The 16,269-nt window shown below is 66.9% G+C and carries 20 protein-coding genes and 1 tRNA gene; 11 read left to right on the forward strand and 10 right to left on the reverse strand.

Annotation, left to right across the window (positions count from 1 at the left end):
- Window positions 1-61: 61 nt before the first annotated feature.
- The 5 genes from A9X01_RS09010 to A9X01_RS09030 are packed head-to-tail and all read right to left on the reverse strand — an operon-like array spanning window position 62 to window position 4,759.
- On the reverse strand, window positions 62-1,030 hold the full coding sequence (locus tag A9X01_RS09010) for an NADPH:quinone oxidoreductase family protein (protein WP_065120400.1): 969 nt from the start codon (window positions 1,028-1,030) through the stop codon (window positions 62-64).
- Window positions 1,030-1,632 carry a TetR/AcrR family transcriptional regulator gene (locus A9X01_RS09015; RefSeq protein ID WP_065120401.1) on the reverse strand — a complete coding sequence of 201 codons (603 nt, stop codon included), beginning with the start codon at window positions 1,630-1,632 and terminating at the stop codon, window positions 1,030-1,032. The genes A9X01_RS09010 and A9X01_RS09015 overlap by 1 nt, the downstream gene beginning before the upstream one ends.
- On the reverse strand, window positions 1,629-2,936 hold the full coding sequence (locus A9X01_RS09020; RefSeq protein ID WP_065120402.1) for an acyl-CoA dehydrogenase family protein: 1,308 nt from the start codon (window positions 2,934-2,936) through the stop codon (window positions 1,629-1,631). Before A9X01_RS09020 ends, A9X01_RS09015 begins: the two co-directional genes overlap by 4 nt.
- Window positions 2,937-2,967: 31 nt before the next feature.
- Window positions 2,968-3,732, reverse strand: coding sequence for an SDR family NAD(P)-dependent oxidoreductase (locus A9X01_RS09025; protein WP_065120403.1), 765 nt, complete (start codon window positions 3,730-3,732; stop codon window positions 2,968-2,970).
- 1 nt (window position 3,733) lies between these two features.
- On the reverse strand, window positions 3,734-4,759 hold the full coding sequence (locus A9X01_RS09030; RefSeq protein ID WP_065120404.1) for a phosphotransferase family protein: 1,026 nt from the start codon (window positions 4,757-4,759) through the stop codon (window positions 3,734-3,736).
- A gap of 83 nt (window positions 4,760-4,842) precedes the next feature.
- Between A9X01_RS09030 and A9X01_RS09035 the strand changes: the two genes are divergently transcribed.
- Both A9X01_RS09035 and A9X01_RS09040 read left to right on the forward strand, forming a co-directional pair.
- On the forward strand, window positions 4,843-5,451 hold the full coding sequence (locus A9X01_RS09035) for a histidine phosphatase family protein (RefSeq protein ID WP_065120405.1): 609 nt from the start codon (window positions 4,843-4,845) through the stop codon (window positions 5,449-5,451).
- 23 nt (window positions 5,452-5,474) lie between these two features.
- Window positions 5,475-6,524 (forward strand): phosphotransferase family protein, encoded by a 1,050-nt coding sequence (locus tag A9X01_RS09040; protein ID WP_065120406.1) that lies wholly within the window; start codon window positions 5,475-5,477, stop codon window positions 6,522-6,524.
- Here A9X01_RS09040 and A9X01_RS09045 read toward each other — a convergent pair.
- Window positions 6,521-6,880 (reverse strand): LapA family protein, encoded by a 360-nt coding sequence (locus tag A9X01_RS09045; RefSeq protein ID WP_065120407.1) that lies wholly within the window; start codon window positions 6,878-6,880, stop codon window positions 6,521-6,523. The two genes, A9X01_RS09040 and A9X01_RS09045, sit on opposite strands and share 4 nt — an antisense overlap.
- 78 nt (window positions 6,881-6,958) lie before the next feature.
- Here A9X01_RS09045 and A9X01_RS09050 point away from each other — a divergent pair, with 78 nt between their 5' ends.
- From A9X01_RS09050 to A9X01_RS09070, 5 genes are read left to right on the forward strand one after another with little or no spacing between them, the layout of a single operon-like run.
- On the forward strand, window positions 6,959-7,873 hold the full coding sequence (locus tag A9X01_RS09050) for an ABC transporter substrate-binding protein (protein ID WP_065120408.1): 915 nt from the start codon (window positions 6,959-6,961) through the stop codon (window positions 7,871-7,873).
- 3 nt (window positions 7,874-7,876) lie between these two features.
- Window positions 7,877-8,971 (forward strand): ABC transporter ATP-binding protein, encoded by a 1,095-nt coding sequence (locus tag A9X01_RS09055; RefSeq protein ID WP_065120409.1) that lies wholly within the window; start codon window positions 7,877-7,879, stop codon window positions 8,969-8,971.
- Entirely contained in the window at window positions 8,971-9,648 is a 678-nt protein-coding gene (locus A9X01_RS09060) for an ABC transporter permease (protein ID WP_065120410.1), read from the forward strand. Before A9X01_RS09055 ends, A9X01_RS09060 begins: the two co-directional genes overlap by 1 nt.
- Window positions 9,645-10,391: an ABC transporter permease gene (locus tag A9X01_RS09065; RefSeq protein WP_065120411.1), complete on the forward strand. Its 747-nt coding sequence runs from the start codon at window positions 9,645-9,647 to the stop codon at window positions 10,389-10,391. Before A9X01_RS09060 ends, A9X01_RS09065 begins: the two co-directional genes overlap by 4 nt.
- Window positions 10,392-10,395: 4 nt before the next feature.
- Entirely contained in the window at window positions 10,396-10,995 is a 600-nt protein-coding gene (locus A9X01_RS09070) for a putative glycolipid-binding domain-containing protein (RefSeq protein ID WP_065120412.1), read from the forward strand.
- Here A9X01_RS09070 and A9X01_RS09075 read toward each other — a convergent pair.
- A complete protein-coding gene (locus tag A9X01_RS09075) occupies window positions 10,958-11,914 on the reverse strand; it encodes a prephenate dehydrogenase (protein WP_436405250.1) in 957 nt (318 codons plus the stop codon). The genes A9X01_RS09070 and A9X01_RS09075 overlap by 38 nt on opposite strands.
- Window positions 11,915-12,021: 107 nt before the next feature.
- On the opposite strand from A9X01_RS09075, the gene A9X01_RS09080 reads away from it, so the two are divergent.
- The 3 genes from A9X01_RS09080 (at window position 12,022) to A9X01_RS09090 (ending at window position 13,237) form a co-directional block, all read left to right on the forward strand.
- A complete protein-coding gene (locus tag A9X01_RS09080) occupies window positions 12,022-12,546 on the forward strand; it encodes a tRNA adenosine deaminase-associated protein (RefSeq protein ID WP_065120413.1) in 525 nt (174 codons plus the stop codon).
- Window positions 12,547-12,656: 110 nt separating this feature from the next.
- Window positions 12,657-13,118, forward strand: coding sequence for a nucleoside deaminase (locus tag A9X01_RS09085; RefSeq protein WP_065120464.1), 462 nt, complete (start codon window positions 12,657-12,659; stop codon window positions 13,116-13,118).
- 29 nt (window positions 13,119-13,147) lie between these two features.
- Window positions 13,148-13,237, forward strand: a tRNA-Ser gene (locus A9X01_RS09090).
- A 59-nt stretch (window positions 13,238-13,296) separates the two neighbouring features.
- Here the strand turns inward: A9X01_RS09090 and A9X01_RS09095 are convergent.
- The 3 genes from A9X01_RS09095 to A9X01_RS09105 all read right to left on the reverse strand — a co-directional run bounded on the left by A9X01_RS09095 (window position 13,297) and on the right by A9X01_RS09105 (window position 15,227).
- Entirely contained in the window at window positions 13,297-14,304 is a 1,008-nt protein-coding gene (locus A9X01_RS09095) for a hypothetical protein (protein WP_155771999.1), read from the reverse strand.
- A 284-nt stretch (window positions 14,305-14,588) separates the two neighbouring features.
- Window positions 14,589-14,894, reverse strand: a complete 306-nt coding sequence (locus A9X01_RS09100; protein WP_065120415.1) for a hypothetical protein — start codon at window positions 14,892-14,894, stop codon at window positions 14,589-14,591.
- A 75-nt stretch (window positions 14,895-14,969) separates the two neighbouring features.
- Window positions 14,970-15,227 carry a hypothetical protein gene (locus A9X01_RS09105; RefSeq protein WP_065120416.1) on the reverse strand — a complete coding sequence of 86 codons (258 nt, stop codon included), beginning with the start codon at window positions 15,225-15,227 and terminating at the stop codon, window positions 14,970-14,972.
- A gap of 223 nt (window positions 15,228-15,450) precedes the next feature.
- Here A9X01_RS09105 and A9X01_RS09110 point away from each other — a divergent pair, with 223 nt between their 5' ends.
- Window positions 15,451-16,266: a PE-PPE domain-containing protein gene (locus A9X01_RS09110; protein ID WP_155772000.1), complete on the forward strand. Its 816-nt coding sequence runs from the start codon at window positions 15,451-15,453 to the stop codon at window positions 16,264-16,266.
- The last annotated feature ends 3 nt before the right edge of the window (window positions 16,267-16,269 follow it).

Consider the following 16,269-nt stretch of genomic DNA (forward strand, 5'->3'; position numbering starts at 1 on the left):
GCAGACGCTAAAGCCCCCAAAATGGGCCCCAAAAGGGTACTTCCGCGTCTGCTCGGCACAGTTAGGTGACGTCGATGATCACCTTGCCCAGCACTTTGCGGTCGGCGACATAGCGCAGGGCCGCGGCGGTCTCGGCCAACGGAAACCGTGCGCCGATGTACGGGCGGATCTTGCCGTCGGCGAACAGCTGCGACAGCTCAGCGATATCGCGAGTGCACTCCTCGGGATAGTCGTCCAAAAAGGTGCGGATCTCCATGCCTCGGATGGTGACGTCCTTGAGCATCACCAGGTTGAGCGGGATCGCCGGAATCGTGCCCGCCGCATAGCCCAGGGTGACGAAGGTGCCCCCGCGTGCCAGGCCGCGCAGCGCCGGCTCCGCGTAAGGCCCGCCGACCGGGTCGAGCACGACGCGCGCGGCGTCTCCGGTGAGTTCGCGGATGCGAAGCTTCAGATCCTCGTTGTCGTAGTCGACGGTGGCCTGCGCCCCACGCTCGCGGCACAACTGCAGCTTCTCCGGGCTGGACGCGGCAGCCAGCACCCGTGCTCCCATGACCACCGCCAGATCCACCGCGGCCAGGCCGACTCCGCCGGCGGCGCCGAGGACCACCACCCAATCACCCTCTGTCACTCGGGCTACCGACCGCAGCGCGTGGTAAGCGGTGCGGTAGGTGACCCCGAAGGCCGCCGCCGAACCGAAGTCGACGCCGTCGGGAACGGTCTGCGCCATGGTCGCGTCCAGCAGTGCCAGCTCGGCGAAGGCCCCGAACGTGGTACCGAAGACCCGTTGGCCCGGCTGCAACGAGGCGCCCTCGCCGACCGCCACCACCTCACCGGCGATCTCGTTGCCCGGAGTGAACGGCGGCGGGATCCGCACCTGGTACTTGCCCGCGACGAACAGCACATCGGGAAAGTTGACCGCCGCGGCGTGCACCCGCACCAACGCCTGACCCGGCGCCGGCACCGGATCGGCGACCTCGGTCAAAACCAGGTCCTCCGGCGGGCCGTAGGCATTGCACACGATCGCGCGCATCAATCGACTCCCAGTCCGCGCAGACAGAACTGCGCTAGATGTTCGATGTCCGTTGAGCCGGGCCGGTCGGCCGAGCCCATATACCGTCGCATCATCGCAATCGTGCACCCGTAGACCGCGTTGACATCTCGATGGACGTCCGAGCTGCCCAGTGCGGTGACCGGCTCGACCAGCAGGTCACGCAGTGGCCGCAACATCTCCTGGTCCGCGACGGGGCCATTCGACATTTGCCGGGCGGCGGCACTGCTCATGCTGCTCAGCTGCGGGTCGGCAACCTGTGCCACGGTGCCCTCGATCCAGCACGCGACCTTGTCTCGGGGACGTTGGTGCTTGGCCATCTGATGCTGCAGGTAGGACACCACGATCGCGACGCCGCGCTCCATCACCGCCAGGATGAGCTCGTCCTTCCCGGCGAAATACCGGTAGAACGCCTTGTTCGACGACCCGGCCTCGGCGACGATGTCGCTGACCCGCGGCGGCTCGGGCGCCACCCGCTCCATGACGCGGACCGCCGCGGCCAGGATGCGTTCCACCTCCTCGGTGGCCTCGCGCTGCCGATCGTCGAGCGCGCGCTCGCCGGCCGCGGTGACCCGATCGCTCACGGTGAATCCGGCAGTGCCGGAACGCGATCGATCAGGTCGCCGTACTTTGCGCGGGCCGCCTCGCGGCGGACGTCCAGCATCTCACTGGGCCATTCACCCTCCTCGGCCTCGTAGCCCTTGAGCAGCATGCGGGCCAGGTTGACCTTGTGCGCCTCGGTCGGCCCGTCGGCCAGCCCGAGCGCGATGCCGCCGAGCAGCATGTTCACCAACGGCAGCTGGTCACTGAGCCCGAGCGCACCGTGCACCTGAATCGCCCGAATCGCAATGGATTTGAGCACCTGCGAGGCCAGGATCTTACAGACGCCGATCTCGGCGCGAGCCGCGCGGTCGTCACCGGTGTCGATCAGCCAAGCGGCGTGCAGGACGGTCAACCGGAACGGTGTCAGCTCGGTGTAGGAGTCGGCGATGAACTCCTGCACAAGCTGCTTGTCGGCCAACGAACTACCTTGGGTGAAACGGCTTTTTGCACGGCGAGCCATCATCTCGACGGCGCGCTGGGCCAACCCGATCGAGCGCATCGCATGATGCAACCGGCCGCCGGCCAGCCGTGTCTGCAGGATCAGGAAGCCCTGGCCGGGCTTGCCCAGCAACGCGTCCGCACCCACCCGCACGTCGTCGTAGCGGACCAAGGCGTGTCCCGGTTCATGGGGATCCGATCCGACCAAGTGGTGATTGGCCTCGATGGTGAGGCCCGGTGTGCCGGCCGGAATCAAAAATGTGGAGGCGCCGTAGTGAACCGGTACGTCGGGATCGGTGATCGCGACGACGATAAAGAACGAGGCGACGGATGCGTTGGAGGAGAAGAACTTCCGCCCGGTGATCACCCAGTCGTCCCCGTCCTTTACCGCGCGGGTGTTGAAGACGCGCGGATCGGCGCCGCCCTGGGGTTCGGTCATCGAGAAACAGGAGAAGATCTCGCCGGACAACAGACCGGCCAGGTAGCGGTCCTTTTGCTCCTGGGTGCCGAAGCGGGCCAGGATCTCCGCGTTGCCGGTGTCGGGCGCCTGGGTTCCGAATACGATTGGCGCCCAGGGGCTGCGGCCCAAGATCTCGTTGATCAGCGTCAACTTCACCGCGCCAAAGCCCTGCCCGCCGAGTTCGGGGCCCAGATGCGGCGCCCACAAGCCCTGGTCACGGACCTGCTGCTTGAGCGGATCGACGATCTTTCGCCGCTCTTCGTTCAGCGGCAGGAACTCGCAGCCCGGGAACAGCACCTCAAGTGGCTCGACCTCCTCGCGGACGAAGTCACGGACCCACTGCAATTTCTTCTCGAACTCGGGATCGGTGGAAAAGTCCCATGCCATCGGATGCTCCTGTCTTCTACGACTGCCAAGGTCAGGGAATGCCGCCGTCGGCCCGCACGATGGAGCCGGTTGTGAAACTGGACGCATCAGAGGCCAGGAATAGTGCAGCGCCGACGATTTCGGGTGGGTTACCGGCACGCTTCAGCGACAGATGCCCGAACATCTGGTCACCGCGCTCGTCGAGATTCCACGCCTTGCTGACATCGGTCAGGAACGGTCCGGCCATCAGCGTGTTGACCCGCACCGTCGGACCGAAGGCGCGCGCGAAGCCCTCGGTCATCGCGTTGAGCCCGGCCTTGGCCGCCGCATAGGGCACGATGTCGGGGCTCGGGCGCAGCGACCCCGCGGAACTCACATTAATGATCGAACCGCGCCCCGCCGCCACCATCCGTTCGCCTACTAACGCCGAAAGACGAAACGGACCTTTGAGATTCAGGTTGAACACCGAGTCGTAAAGCTTCTCGGTGACGTCGGACAACTTGCCGTAGAGCGGGGACATGCCGGCATTGTTGATCAGGGTGTCGACCTTGCCGAACCGGTCGTACGTCGCCTCGACCAAACCGTCGAGCTGGTCCCAGCGCCCCACATGCACCTGGTAAGGCATTGCGGCGCGCCCGGTTTCGGACTCGATCTCCCTGGCGACCGCCACACAACTGTCCATGTTGCGGCTGGCGATCACCACGTCGGCCCCGCAGCGCGCCACTCCGAGCGCCATCTCCCGGCCCAGCCCGCGGCTGCCGCCGGTGATCAGGACCACCTGGTCGGTGAGGTCGAAAAGCTGGTCGGCATAACCCATGTCAGCGCACCCCCGCCGTCCGGGACAGTTCGGCGGCCGTCGCTATCAGCTGCAGGATCATCGGTCCGAACGCCCCGGTGATCTTGGGATCGACTTTTCCGGTCCGCACTCCGGCCGCATACGTTTTTTCCAACACGATGCCCAGCTTCCAATTCGCCAACACCAGGTAGTAATCGATGTTCTCGGTGGACAATCCGCTGATCGACTCGTAGTGATCGAGCAATTCACTGCGTTTCGGCATCCCGGCCATATCGAGGTAGAACCCCTCGGCGCGGGGCTCTTCGCCGTCGTAACCCAGCAGCGCCCAGGCCAAGTCGAGTAACGGGTCACCGACGGTGGTCATCTCCCAGTCCACGATGGCGGCCAGCCGGGCAGACTTCCCATGCTCGAACATCACATTGGCGAACTGGTAGTCGCCGTGCATGATGCCGGGGGTGTAGTGCGCAGGACGGTTGCGGCGCAGCCAGTCCGACGCGGTGTCCAGGCCGGGCAGCTCCCGCACCTTATAGGAGGCCAGGAAGTTCAGCCAGCGGTCCACCTGCCGGTCATGGAAGCCCTCGGGGCGCCCGAAGCCTTCGAGGCCCTGCGCGCGCCAGTCCACCCGGCCGAGTTTCGCGGCACCCTCTACCAGCTGGAAAGCCAGCCCGCGCCGCGCCTGCAGGTCGGTGGCGAACGGTGCTCGCCAGCCGCCGTCCATCGGGCTCCAACCGTCGATCGCGCGCATGACGTAGAACGGCAGCCCCAACACCGACCCGGCTTCGTCGGCCGCGATCAGCTCCGCATGCGGAACGTCGGTCCCGCGCAGCGCCCGCACCAACCGGATCTCGCGCAGCAACCCGTCGATCCGGGCCGCATCGGCGCGCGGGCCCGGCATCCGCAGCACCATCCGCTCGGGTCCGCGACGCACAAGGTACAAAGTGTTCTGCGAGCCACCGCTGAGCGGATCCAGTACCGGTTCCTCGCCCTGCCCCGGCGCGTCATTGGCGTCCAGCCAGCGCCCCAACACATCCCCGGCGATCGCCACCATCCGCACGCCCCAATCTCCGCTGGGAGAATAGCATTCTCCGCCGCCGGAGCGACCGGTGGATCCGCTCGTGCGAGGCTTGCCGCATGCAACTGCTCCTGATCCGGCATGCCTTGCCGCTGCGCAGCGATCATGGCGAGGGCTCCGATCCGGAACTGTCCGATACCGGCTTTCAGCAGGTCGCCCGGCTGCCTCGGGCGCTGGACCGGTTCCCCGTCTCGCGGCTGGTGAGCAGCCCGCAGCGGCGCGCCATCCAGACCGCCGAGCCGGTCGCGGCGGCTCGGGGGTTGTCCATCGAAATCGACGATCGGCTCGCCGAATACGACCGCGACCAGCCGCACTACATACCGATCGAGCAGATCCGCAGCGAGTTCCCGCAGGAATGGGCACGCATGTCGCAAGGGCATCTGCCCAGCGCCGTGGACGAGGACGCGTTTCGCGCCCGGGTCCGCGCGGCAATCGACGACCTGGTCGCCGCGGCCGACCCGGACGAGACGATCGCGGCGTTCAGCCACGGCGGTGTGATCAACGTGGTGCTGCACGAAATCCTGGGCACCGCGCGGCTGTTGTCCTTCCCGATCGACTACGCCTCGGTGACCCGGCTGCTGTTCTCCCGGTCGGGTCAGGCGACGGTGGCGTCGGTCAACGGCACCGAACACGTCTGGGACCTGCTGCCCCGGAATCAACGGTCCTAGCTGGTCGGTGGTAAACAAGTTCGGTGACCTCGACTGACCGACTCAACGGGCTCGATCTGCCCGCGTTGGACCGGTACCTGCGTTCACTCGACATCGCGCGCGACGGGGAGCTGCGCGGCGAATTCATTTCCGGTGGCCGCTCCAATCTGACCTTCCGCGTGTACGACGACGCGACGAGCTGGCTGGTGCGGCGACCGCCGCTGCATGGGTTGACGCCCTCCGCGCACGACATGAGCCGCGAGTACAAGGTCGTTGCCGCGCTGCAGAACACCCCGGTTCCGGTGGCGCGCACGGTCGCCCTGTGCGATGACGAGTCGGTGCTGGGCGCGCCGTTCCAGATCGTCGAATTCGTCGACGGACAGGTGGTGCGCCGTCGTGCCCAGCTGGAGTCGCTGGGCCGGCGGGCGATCGACGGTTGTGTCGACGCGCTGATCCAAGTCCTTGTCGACCTGCACAACGTCGACCCCGACTCGGTCGGGCTGAGCGACTTCGGCAAACCGAGCGGCTATCTGGAACGTCAGGTGCGCCGCTGGGGATCGCAGTGGCAGCTGGTGCGGCTGCCCGACGACCGCCGCGACGATGACGTCGAGCGGTTGCACACCGCACTGCAACAAAGCATTCCCCAACAGAGCCGCGTGTCGATCGTGCACGGCGACTACCGGATCGACAACACCATCCTGGACTCGCAGGACCCCACCCGGGTGCGCGCGGTGGTGGATTGGGAACTGTCCACCCTGGGCGACCCGATCAGCGACGCGGCCCTGATGTGCGTCTACCGGGACCCGGCGCTGGACCTGATCATCGACACGCAGGCGGCGTGGACCTCGCCGCTGCTTCCCACCGCCGACGAACTGGCCGACCGATACTCGCTGGTGTCCGGGCAGCCGCTCGGGCAGTGGGAGTTCTACATGGCGCTGGCGTACTTCAAGCTCGCCATCATCGCGGCCGGGATCGACTTCCGCCGGCGGATGGCCGAGGAGGCCGACGGCAAGGCGGATTCGACGGACGACGCGCCCGAGGTGGTGGCGCCGTTGATCTCCCGCGGCCTGGCCGAGATCGCCAGGCTGAACTAACGCGGAACGGCGGACAAATTCTTCTTGGCCGCCCGGCGCAACTGAACGATCCGGGCGGTGCCGGCGGCGACGGTGATCAGCCCGCCGACGACGGCGGCCAGCAGAATCGCAACACCCAGTGGCAGCGTCCAGTGCCAGCCCAAGAACGTAAATGCCGTCGACGCCGTGTTCTGAGCGATGAAGATCAACAGCAGAATCAGAATCAGGAAACCTGCGATCAGCGCCGACCATAGGGCGCCCGCGCGGGTGAACTTCGAGGCCGGGTCGTTCGGCGCCGTGCGGGACCGCGGCCCGGGGCGGCGGGGCGGCGGTGGCGGTGGCTGATCCGCCGGGGGCGAGCCAGAGGGGGTGCTCATGTCTCCATCTTTGTCCCCCGCCGCACGGATTGAAACCAACATTTGCATCTCGGTCGGGATAGTGTCGGCATCGTGAGGATGCTGCGGCGCGCGGCGCTCGCCGCGGTGGCGTGCCTGGTTGCGGCGTGCGGAAGTCCCGATCCGTTCGGGTCCGGCATGGGCGGCCCGAAATCCATCGTCGTCGGATCAGGCGACTTCCCCGAATCCGAGATCGTCGCGGAGATCTACGCACAAGCCTTGCAGGCCAACGGATTCGACGTCGGTCGTCGGATGGGTATCGGCAGCCGCGAGACGTACATCCCGGCGCTGAAGGACCATTCCATCGACCTGGTGCCCGAATACATCGGCAACCTGCTGCTCTACTTCGAACCGAAGTCCAAAGTGACCGTCCTGGATGCCGTCGAATTGGAGCTCTACCGGCAGTTGCCCGGCGATCTGTCCATCCTCACCCCCTCGCCGGCATCGGACACCGACACGGTGACGGTCACCGGTGCGACCGCGACCCGGTGGAACCTCAAAACCATCGCCGACCTGGCGGCGCACTCGGCTGAAGTGCGTTTCGCCGCGCCGTCGGCGTTCGCCACGCGTCCCTCCGGGCTGCCCGGGTTGCGCCAGAAATACGGGCTGGCCATCGCGCCGGGCAATTTCGTCACCATCAACGACGGCGGTGGTGCGGTGACGGTGCGGGCGCTCGTCGAGGGAACGGCGACCGCGGCCAACATCTTCAGCACCTCACCGGCCGTGGTCCAGGAACACTTGGTGGTACTGGCCGACCCCGAGCACAACTTCTTAGCCGGCAATATCGTGCCCCTGGTGAACTCGCAGAAGAAGTCGGACCGGCTCAAGGACGTGCTGGATGCCGTGTCGGCCAAGCTGACCACCGAAGGCATCGCCCAACTGAATGCGGCGGTATCCGGTAACGGAGGAGCAGATCCTGACCAAGTTGCCCGCAAATGGGTGCATGACAACGGTTTCGATCACGCGATCGGGTAGTCGTTGATCACCTTCGACAACGTCAGCAAGGTCTTCGGCAACGGCGCCACGGCCGTCGATCGATTGAGCATGCACGTCCCAGCCGGCGAACTGACGGTCTTCGTCGGTTCCTCCGGCTGCGGCAAGACCACCGCGCTGCGAATGATCAACCGGATGGTCGACCCGACGTCGGGCACCGTGACGGTCGACGGGGCGGACGTCTCGACGGTCAACCCGGTGCGGTTGCGGCGCGGGATCGGCTACGTCATCCAGAACGCCGGCTTGATGCCCCACCAACGGGTGATCGACAACGTCGCGGCGGTGCCGGTGCTGCGGGGGCAGTCCCGGCGCGCCGCGCGTGCCGCCGCCCACGACGTGCTGGAGCGGGTCGGGCTGAAACCCGAAGTCGCGTCGCGCTATCCGGCGCAACTCTCCGGCGGCGAACAACAGCGCGTCGGTGTCGCGCGAGCTTTGGCGGCGGATCCGCCGATACTGCTGATGGACGAGCCGTTCTCTGCCGTCGACCCCGTGGTCCGGCACACCCTGCAGAACGAAATCCTGCGTCTGCAAAGCGAATTGCACAAGACGGTGGTGTTCGTGACCCACGACATCGACGAGGCGCTGCGGCTCGCCGACCGGGTTGCGGTGTTCGGCGCCGGCGGTGTGTTGCAGCAGTACGACGAACCCGCACGGTTGCTCGCGCGCCCCGCGAACGACTTCGTGGCGAGGTTCATCGGACTCGGCCGCGGCTACCGGTGGCTGCAACTGCTCGACGCGGCCGGGCTGCCCCTGCATGATATCGATCGGGTATCCACCAACGACCTTGCCAGCACTCAACTTTCGGATGGTTGGATGCTGGTGGTCGACGGCGGCGGTGAGCCGATGGGCTGGATCGACGACGACGGGCTGCGGCGGCACCGGGCCGGTGAGCCGCTCACCGAGACCCTCATGCCGGTCGGTTCGGTGTTCCATGTCGACGGCAACCTCAGCCAGGCGCTGGACGCGGCGCTGGCGTCGCCGTCATCGATGGGCGTGGCCGTGGATAGCGGGCACAAGGTCGTCGGCGGCATCCTGGCCACCGACGTGCTGGCTGCCGCGGAAACCCGGCGGCGGACCTGATGCACTATCTGCTGAACCACCTGGGCACCGCGTGGGCGCTGACCGTCGTCCACCTGCGGCTGTCGCTGGTGCCGGTCGTTGCCGGACTGGCGATCGCGCTGCCCCTCGGACTCGCGGTGCAGCACGCCCCGCTGTGGCGGCGATTGACCACGGCTACCGCCAGCGTGGTTTTCACCATCCCGTCGCTGGCGCTGTTTGTGGTACTGCCGCTGATCCTGGGCACCAGGATCCTCGACGAGGCCAACGTCATGGTCGCGCTGACGGCCTACACCGCCGCCCTGATGGTGCGCGCGGTGCTCGAGGCGCTGGACGCGGTCCCGGCCCATGTCCGCGAGGCGGCCATTGCGATCGGCTATGCGCCCGCCGTGCGCATGCTGAAAGTTGAACTGCCGCTGTCTATTCCGGTGTTGATAGCGGGGTTGCGGGTGGTGGTGGTGACCAACATCGCGATGGTCTCGGTGGGATCGGTGATCGGCATCGGTGGTCTGGGCACCTGGTTCACCGCGGGATTCCAAACCAACAAGAGCGATCAGATCCTGGCCGGCATCATCGCCATGTTCGCCCTGGCGGTCGTGATCGACACCCTGCTCAGCCTCCTCGGCCGGCTGGTCACGCCGTGGGAGCGCGCGTCTGACCGGCGCCGGTTGCGGTCCCCGCTCGTGGGGGGTGCCCGATGAACTTCGTCGCGCAGGCGTTGTCGTTCCTGACGACCGCCGACAACTGGACGGGGCCCGCCGGCTTGGCGGCCCGGATCTGTGAGCACCTGGAGTACACCGTCCTGGCGGTGGGCGCCTCGGCCGTCATCGCCATCCCGGTCGGGCTCATCATCGGTCACACCGGACGCGGTCAGCTGGTGGTGGTCGGCGCGGTGAATGGGCTGCGAGCGCTGCCGACCTTGGGAGTACTGCTGCTCGGCGTCCTGCTGTATGGGCTGGGGCTGGGCCCGCCGATCGTGGCGCTGATGTTGCTCGGCATTCCGTCGTTGTTGGCGGGCACGTATGCGGGTATCGCCAGCGTGGACCGCCTGGTGGTGGACGCCGCGCGGGCGATGGGGATGACCGAGGCTCAGGTGTTGCTGCGCGTTGAGGCGCCCAATGCGCTGCCACTGATCCTGGGTGGCCTGCGGAACGCGACGTTGCAGGTGGTCGCCACCGCGACAGTGGCCGCGTACGCCAGCCTGGGCGGATTGGGCCGTTATCTGATCGACGGGATCAAGGAACGGCAGTTCGCCATAGCCCTGGTCGGGGCGGTGCTGGTGGCCGCGCTGGCCCTGATTCTGGACGGCCTGCTGGCCTTGGCGGTGTGGGCTGCGGCGCCCGGTAGCGGCCGGTTGAGGCGGGTGGTCCGGCCGCGTGATCACGTACCCAAGATCACAGTTGCCGACAAAGTCACCACGGCCGACGCGCACGTCCTACGGTAGGAGTGTGAACGCAGCCCCTTCTGACCCAACACAGCGTGTCCAGCCCGCGATGTTCACCTGGCGCGCCCAGGATTGCTCGCGCATGGAATCGGTGCGAGTTCAGTTGTCCGGCAAGCGAATCAAGGCCAACGGGCGAATCGTAGCCGCGGCCACCCCGACCAGCCCGGCCTTCGGTGCCTTCTACGAATTGCAGACCGACGAGTCCGGTGCAACCAAGCGGTTCGGGCTGACCGTCACGCTGGCGGAGCGCGAGCGCCAGCTCGCCATCGCTCGCGACGAAGAGAACATGTGGTTGATCACCGACCACCAGGGCGAGAGACGCGCGGGGTACAACGGCGCTCTGGACGTTGACCTGGTGTTCAGCCCGTTCTTCAATGCGCTGCCGATCCGGCGGCTCGGCATCCACGAGCGGGCGGAGACGCTCACGCTGCCGATGGTCTATGTGAACGTGCCCTCAATGTCCGTCGAGGCGGAGACGGTGAGTTACGCCAGCGAAGGCCGCTTGGACGGGATCAAGCTGCGTTCGCCGGTGGCCGACACCACGGTGACCGTCGACCGGGACGGGTTCATTGTTGAATATCCAGGGTTGGCAGAGCGGATCTGATCACTCCACCGGCGCGGCCCGCGGCGGCCAGCTGCTGGCGCCAGCTGTCGGCGCCGATGGTGACGGTGACGATGTCCGACCGCGGAAAACTCTCGTAGCGGGTGCGGGCCGCGTGGCCCTCGTCGACCAGGTCGGCCACCGAACAGTTGCTGGCCAATGAGTCGCGCGCGCGGCTGAGCAGCTCGATGATCCGGCTGGTGGCCGGCACCAACTGGCCGGTATTGGCCTCGCACATCGCGCGCACCAGGTCCGGTGCCGTCCCCGCGACCCTGGTGGCGTCCCGGAACGAGCCGGCCGCCAGGGCAAACGCCAGCGGAACCTCGGCCGCCGTGATGGCCAGCGCCTCGGCGAGCAGGTGCGGCAGGTGCGAGATGGCGGCGGCGGCCGCGTCGTGCTCGTCGGATCGGGCAGGCACCACCACCGCGCCGCAGTCCAGCGCCAACGTCATCACCATTGACCAGACCGTGGGGTCGACGTGGTCGTCGACGCTGACCACCCAGGGCGCCCGGTTGAACAATCCGCCGTGCCCGGCCCGCCAGCCCGAGTGCGCGGTGCCGGTCATCGGGTGCCCGCCGACGAAGCGCTCCAGCAGCCCGGCGGCGGCGACCTCGTCGAGCACCGCGGTCTTCACGCTGGTCACGTCGGTCAGCGGACAGTGCGGCGCCAACTCGCGGATGTGGGCCAGCATGCTCGGCAGGGCCGGCATCGGCACGGCCAGCACGATCAGCGCGTCGGTTTCGGCGGCCCGGGTCAGCGTCGCGTTGAGGTCGGTGGTGGCGTCGTACCCGTCCGAACGCGCGCCCTGGGCGCCCTCCACCGAGCGGTTGTAGCCGAATACCTCACGGCCGGATGCGGAAGCGGCCCGCAGGATCGACCCACCGATCAACCCCAGTCCGAGCACGCATACAGGTGTTTTCACCTCAGTCCTCACCACTTGTTCAAGGTTGGCACAGCTCAGCCGGGCGCAGGCTGCGCGTCCCGGCTTCATCTGGCCAGAGGCCAGGTCAGGGACTAGCGTATGCGGCCATGGGAGTACAACGGGCCTCGGCAACGCAGGGCCCGTCCGCGGACACCCCGGACGGCTTCGGCATCGCCGTCGTGCGTGAAGAGGGCCGCTGGCGCTGCGCGCCGCTCGGCCCCAAGGCTCTTACCAGTTTGTCGGCCGCGGAGACCGAGCTGCGGGAGCTGCGCAGCGCCGGGGCGGTCTTTGGGCTCCTGGACGTGGACGACGAGTTTTTCGTCATCGTGCGCCCAGCGCCCTCCGGGACCCGGTTGCTGTTGTCGGATGCCACCGCCGCGCTGGATTACGACATCGCGGCCGAAGTGCTGGACAGCCTGGACGCCGACATCGACCCCGAAGACCTCGAGGACGCCGACCCGTTCGAGGAGGGTGACCTGGGGTTGCTCTCCGACATCGGGCTGCCCGAGGCGGTGCTGGGGGTGATTCTGGACGAGACGGACCTGTACGCCGACGAGCAACTCGGCCGGATCGCGCGGGAGATGGGTTTCGCCGAACAGTTGTCGGCGGTGATCGACCGTCTCGGTCGGTGATCGCAAGCGCGGCGCAGCCGGGCGCAGCGGGTCGCCGCCCTCGGTCCGGGTCGGTGATCGCAAGCGCGGACGAGCCCGGCGCAGCGGATCGCCGCCATCAGCAGGGGTCGGTGAGGGTCTCTGACGAGCAGCTGATCCGCGCCGCGCTGGCAGTCGCCGGGACCGCCGGACCGCGGGACGTGCCGATCGGCGCGGTGGTCGTGAGCGCCGACGGGACCGAGCTGGCCAGGGCGGTGAATGCTCGCGAAGCGCTCGGCGATCCCACCGCCCATGCCGAGATCCTGGCGTTGCGGGCCGCGGCCGCTGTCCTCGGCGACGGCTGGCGCCTGGAGGGCGCGACGCTGGCGGTCACCGTCGAGCCGTGCACCATGTGTGCCGGTGCCTTGGTGCTGGCGCGGGTGGCTCGGGTGGTGTTCGGTGCGTGGGAGCCGAAGACCGGCGCAGTCGGGTCACTGTGGGATGTGGTGCGTGATCGCCGGCTGAATCATCGCCCTGAGGTGCGGGGCGGAGTGCTCGCCGAAGAGTGCGCCGCGCCGCTCGAGCAGTTCTTCGCCCGGCAGCGATTGGGGTGAGCGGCGGTCGATTCGGTAAGCTGCCTGGCGGTGGCGTGTCCGAGCGGCCTAAGGAGCACGCCTCGAAAGCGTGTGACGGCTAAAACCGTCCGAGGGTTCAAATCCCTCCGCCACCGCCAAATGTCTCAGGACATCGGAATAGCCCGAACCCTCCTTTAGGGTCCGGGCTTTTCGCGTACTAGGCCTGCGCCCATTCGCGCCCGCAGCTGGCGCAACTCCGAATTGTGCTGGCCCACTTCGGTTCGCCAGTCCGCGGCAAGCGCAAGCAGTGCGCCTCCATCGCGCCGCAACCCGGGCAGGCGCACGTCGACTCGAACGGTTCGGGCGCTTGACTGCCCATCAACCGTTGTGACTCTTCGCGCGAGTAGCGGCGTCGTCGGGTGTCCGCGTGCGTCGCTGCGACGGCGTCCACTAGGCGGCGCAGGTCGTCGCCCGCGGTGTCCCCGAGCGGCCGGAACCTGCCTTTCCGGTCCAGGTTGAACCGTGCTTCCCGAGCGCCGAACATCCAATCCTGCGGGCTATTGGCCGCCCAGTCCACCTGTAGCACCCGCCGGCTAAGGGCGCCAGCGTAGATCGCGTCGAGTTGCGACGTCCTCTTTCGGCGTCCTTGCAGGTCGTACCGCAGGACGACGACATATGCCTCCGTGGCTGCGGGAGCGTAAACCAACGCCTCTTTCGCGCTGGCGATCACGGTCGAGGCGAGCGCACGACGATAGAGATCGATCTTCTCCTTCTCGGTGCGCGGCCGGGTGCCTGAACCGGCCTGCACCAGGCCGTCGGTGATCTCGGGGCCGGGGTAGTGCACGACCACGGTGACGTAATTCCCGAGTGGACCTGAACCGGCGTCGATACACGCAGACTGAGATACGTTGTCCGCCAGCGCATCGTCTACTGCGGCGATGACCTCGTGCGGGTCGTGTTCGTGCAGCAGATTCCACCTGTGCGACTCTTCGGCATAGATTGCCTGCGCCTCGGCGTAGGTGGCTTCGGCCTCCGCGCGGCGGTCTGCGCTGGCTAGCTGCCGCAGCCGTTGCCAACTCCGGGAAAGCGCCGGTGGTTCCGGAGGCGCCGGTTCGGCTGGTCCGGGAAAGTCGTCCAGGTGCAGTGAGGTGAGGAGTTCCGCGGCTCTGACGCTGTCGGCTGCGAGTTGTTTGGCTTGCCGTCGATCGAGGGCATGACCGATCATTTCCGCCACACCGGCCGCGAGTTTTACGCCGGTGACGAACGTGTCGACCTTGCTGGGTGGTACCTGCTTGGTCGAGGGGGGCGGGTGCGTTTTCCCTGCGGGACGTCGACTCTTTGTGGTCGACGAAGCCGTGAAGGGACCAAATCCCGAGCTGACGGCGGTTGCTTTGCCGGTGACAACGTGAACGCGTGCAACGCGAGGGCCCACACTGGTCCTGATCCCTGATCCTGACGCCCGGATTCGCACTCCCGGGGCAATTTTCAGACTCAATCCCATTGCGTCCCCTAAGCGCCGAAGATTTCGTTCGCTTCCTTGCGCTTCTTCTCCGCGAGGTCGCGGTCTTCGGCGGCGAAGGCGTGATGTTGCTTTGCCGATCGCCGCAACCTGTCTATCTCGTGCCTGTCTCGGTTGACTGCTGACTCTTCGATGCCGGCGACCTCGTCGTGTGCGCGCGCGGACTCTTCAAGGCTCTTTGCCGCCGACAGTGCCGAGCGGCCCGCCGCTTCCCGAGCATGTGCGACTCTGTTCTCGGCGTCCTTGAGGTCCGCCTCGGTGTAGCGGCTATCCGATGGTGACTCGGGCTGATTCATCGTGCCTCCCGCCGCGCGTATACCCACTCAGATGGGGGTCACCGCGAGGCAGCGGAAATCAGCCGTCGGAATCGCTCAGCCGCAGGGTGCGTCACCGGGCGTGTAGTAGGGCACGCCCTCGCGGGTGTAGCAGGGCGGACGTCCCTCGTCGCGCTGCCTGGCCTCGTCGACCGCATCCGCCGCGGCAATGCTGCCCAGCGGGCAATCGATCCGGTTCGGATAGGAACCTTCCCCGGCAGCGGGACAGGGATTCGCGGATGCCGCTGGCGCGACGGAAATCTGGAATGCCGCTACCGCGATGGCGGCCAGCAAAGCGGGTGTGAATTTCTTCATGGTGACAATTTAGCGCCGTGGTTGACGCAGCGGCGCAGGAATTCGACGACGGCTAACCCGCGAATATGTATGGGAAGCGTCATTCCGATGTCGATTCGCAAACGTTGCGGCGGGTCGGAACATCGCCGGTGATATATATGAGCAGCAAATTCCGCTGCGATCTCTTGAGGTTTGCCTGGTGACGTCAGTGAGCAGAGCTGTAGCATCGGTTGCCCTGACGCTCATGGCCATCGCGGGCAACATTACGGCGCTGACACCGGTTAATGCTGGCGCCGAGGTTGTGCCAGCGGCCGGCGCTACGGTTCTGACGCTCGATCCTGCTTTTCGCTCCTTACCCGGCAACTGGCTGCGTGGCGAACTGTTCGCAGCTCCGAATGTGGTGGCGAAAGTCCCGTACAACAATTTTCCCGCCGCCCGTAATGTCCACCAAGGGGCCCTCAACCTCAACAACATGCTGCACGCAGTCCCGGGTCCGAAAATCGTCCTCGGGCACAGCGAGGGCGCCCAGGTGGCAGACGACTGGCTACGCACCTATGGCCCGACGAGTGACATCGATCCGGCGTCCGTGACATTCATTCTCACCGGTGACCCGGAGGGAAAATACGGCGGCTGCATGCACGTCCGATACAGCGGATGCACGGCGGCCTACGGCGGAAACGGCTTCCCGATCGATACGCGCTACACCGTCAAAGTGGTGATCCGGCAATACGATTTCTGGGCCGATTGCCCGGCGAACCTCGCCAACGCCACCGCGGTGATGAACAGATTCGCCGCGATGTTCGTCGGCGGCGCGGGCCAATACCGGCAAGTCCACGGCGACTACAGCAACATCGGCCTGAATGATCCGGGAAACAAGACGTTCGTCGAGGGAAATGCGACGTACATCCTCGGGGCGCCGGCCACCTATTACCTGCCGATGGTCACGCTGCTGAAAATACTGTCGCCGGAGGAGCACAAGCGTAATGCGGACATGGGGTGGCGCCCCGCCGTCGAAGCCGCTTACTTCCGGCCGATGGGGACGCTGTCGCCCCCGACCTGACCA

Source organism: Mycobacterium asiaticum (assembly GCF_001668675.1).
Lineage (GTDB): Bacteria > Actinomycetota > Actinomycetes > Mycobacteriales > Mycobacteriaceae > Mycobacterium > Mycobacterium asiaticum_D.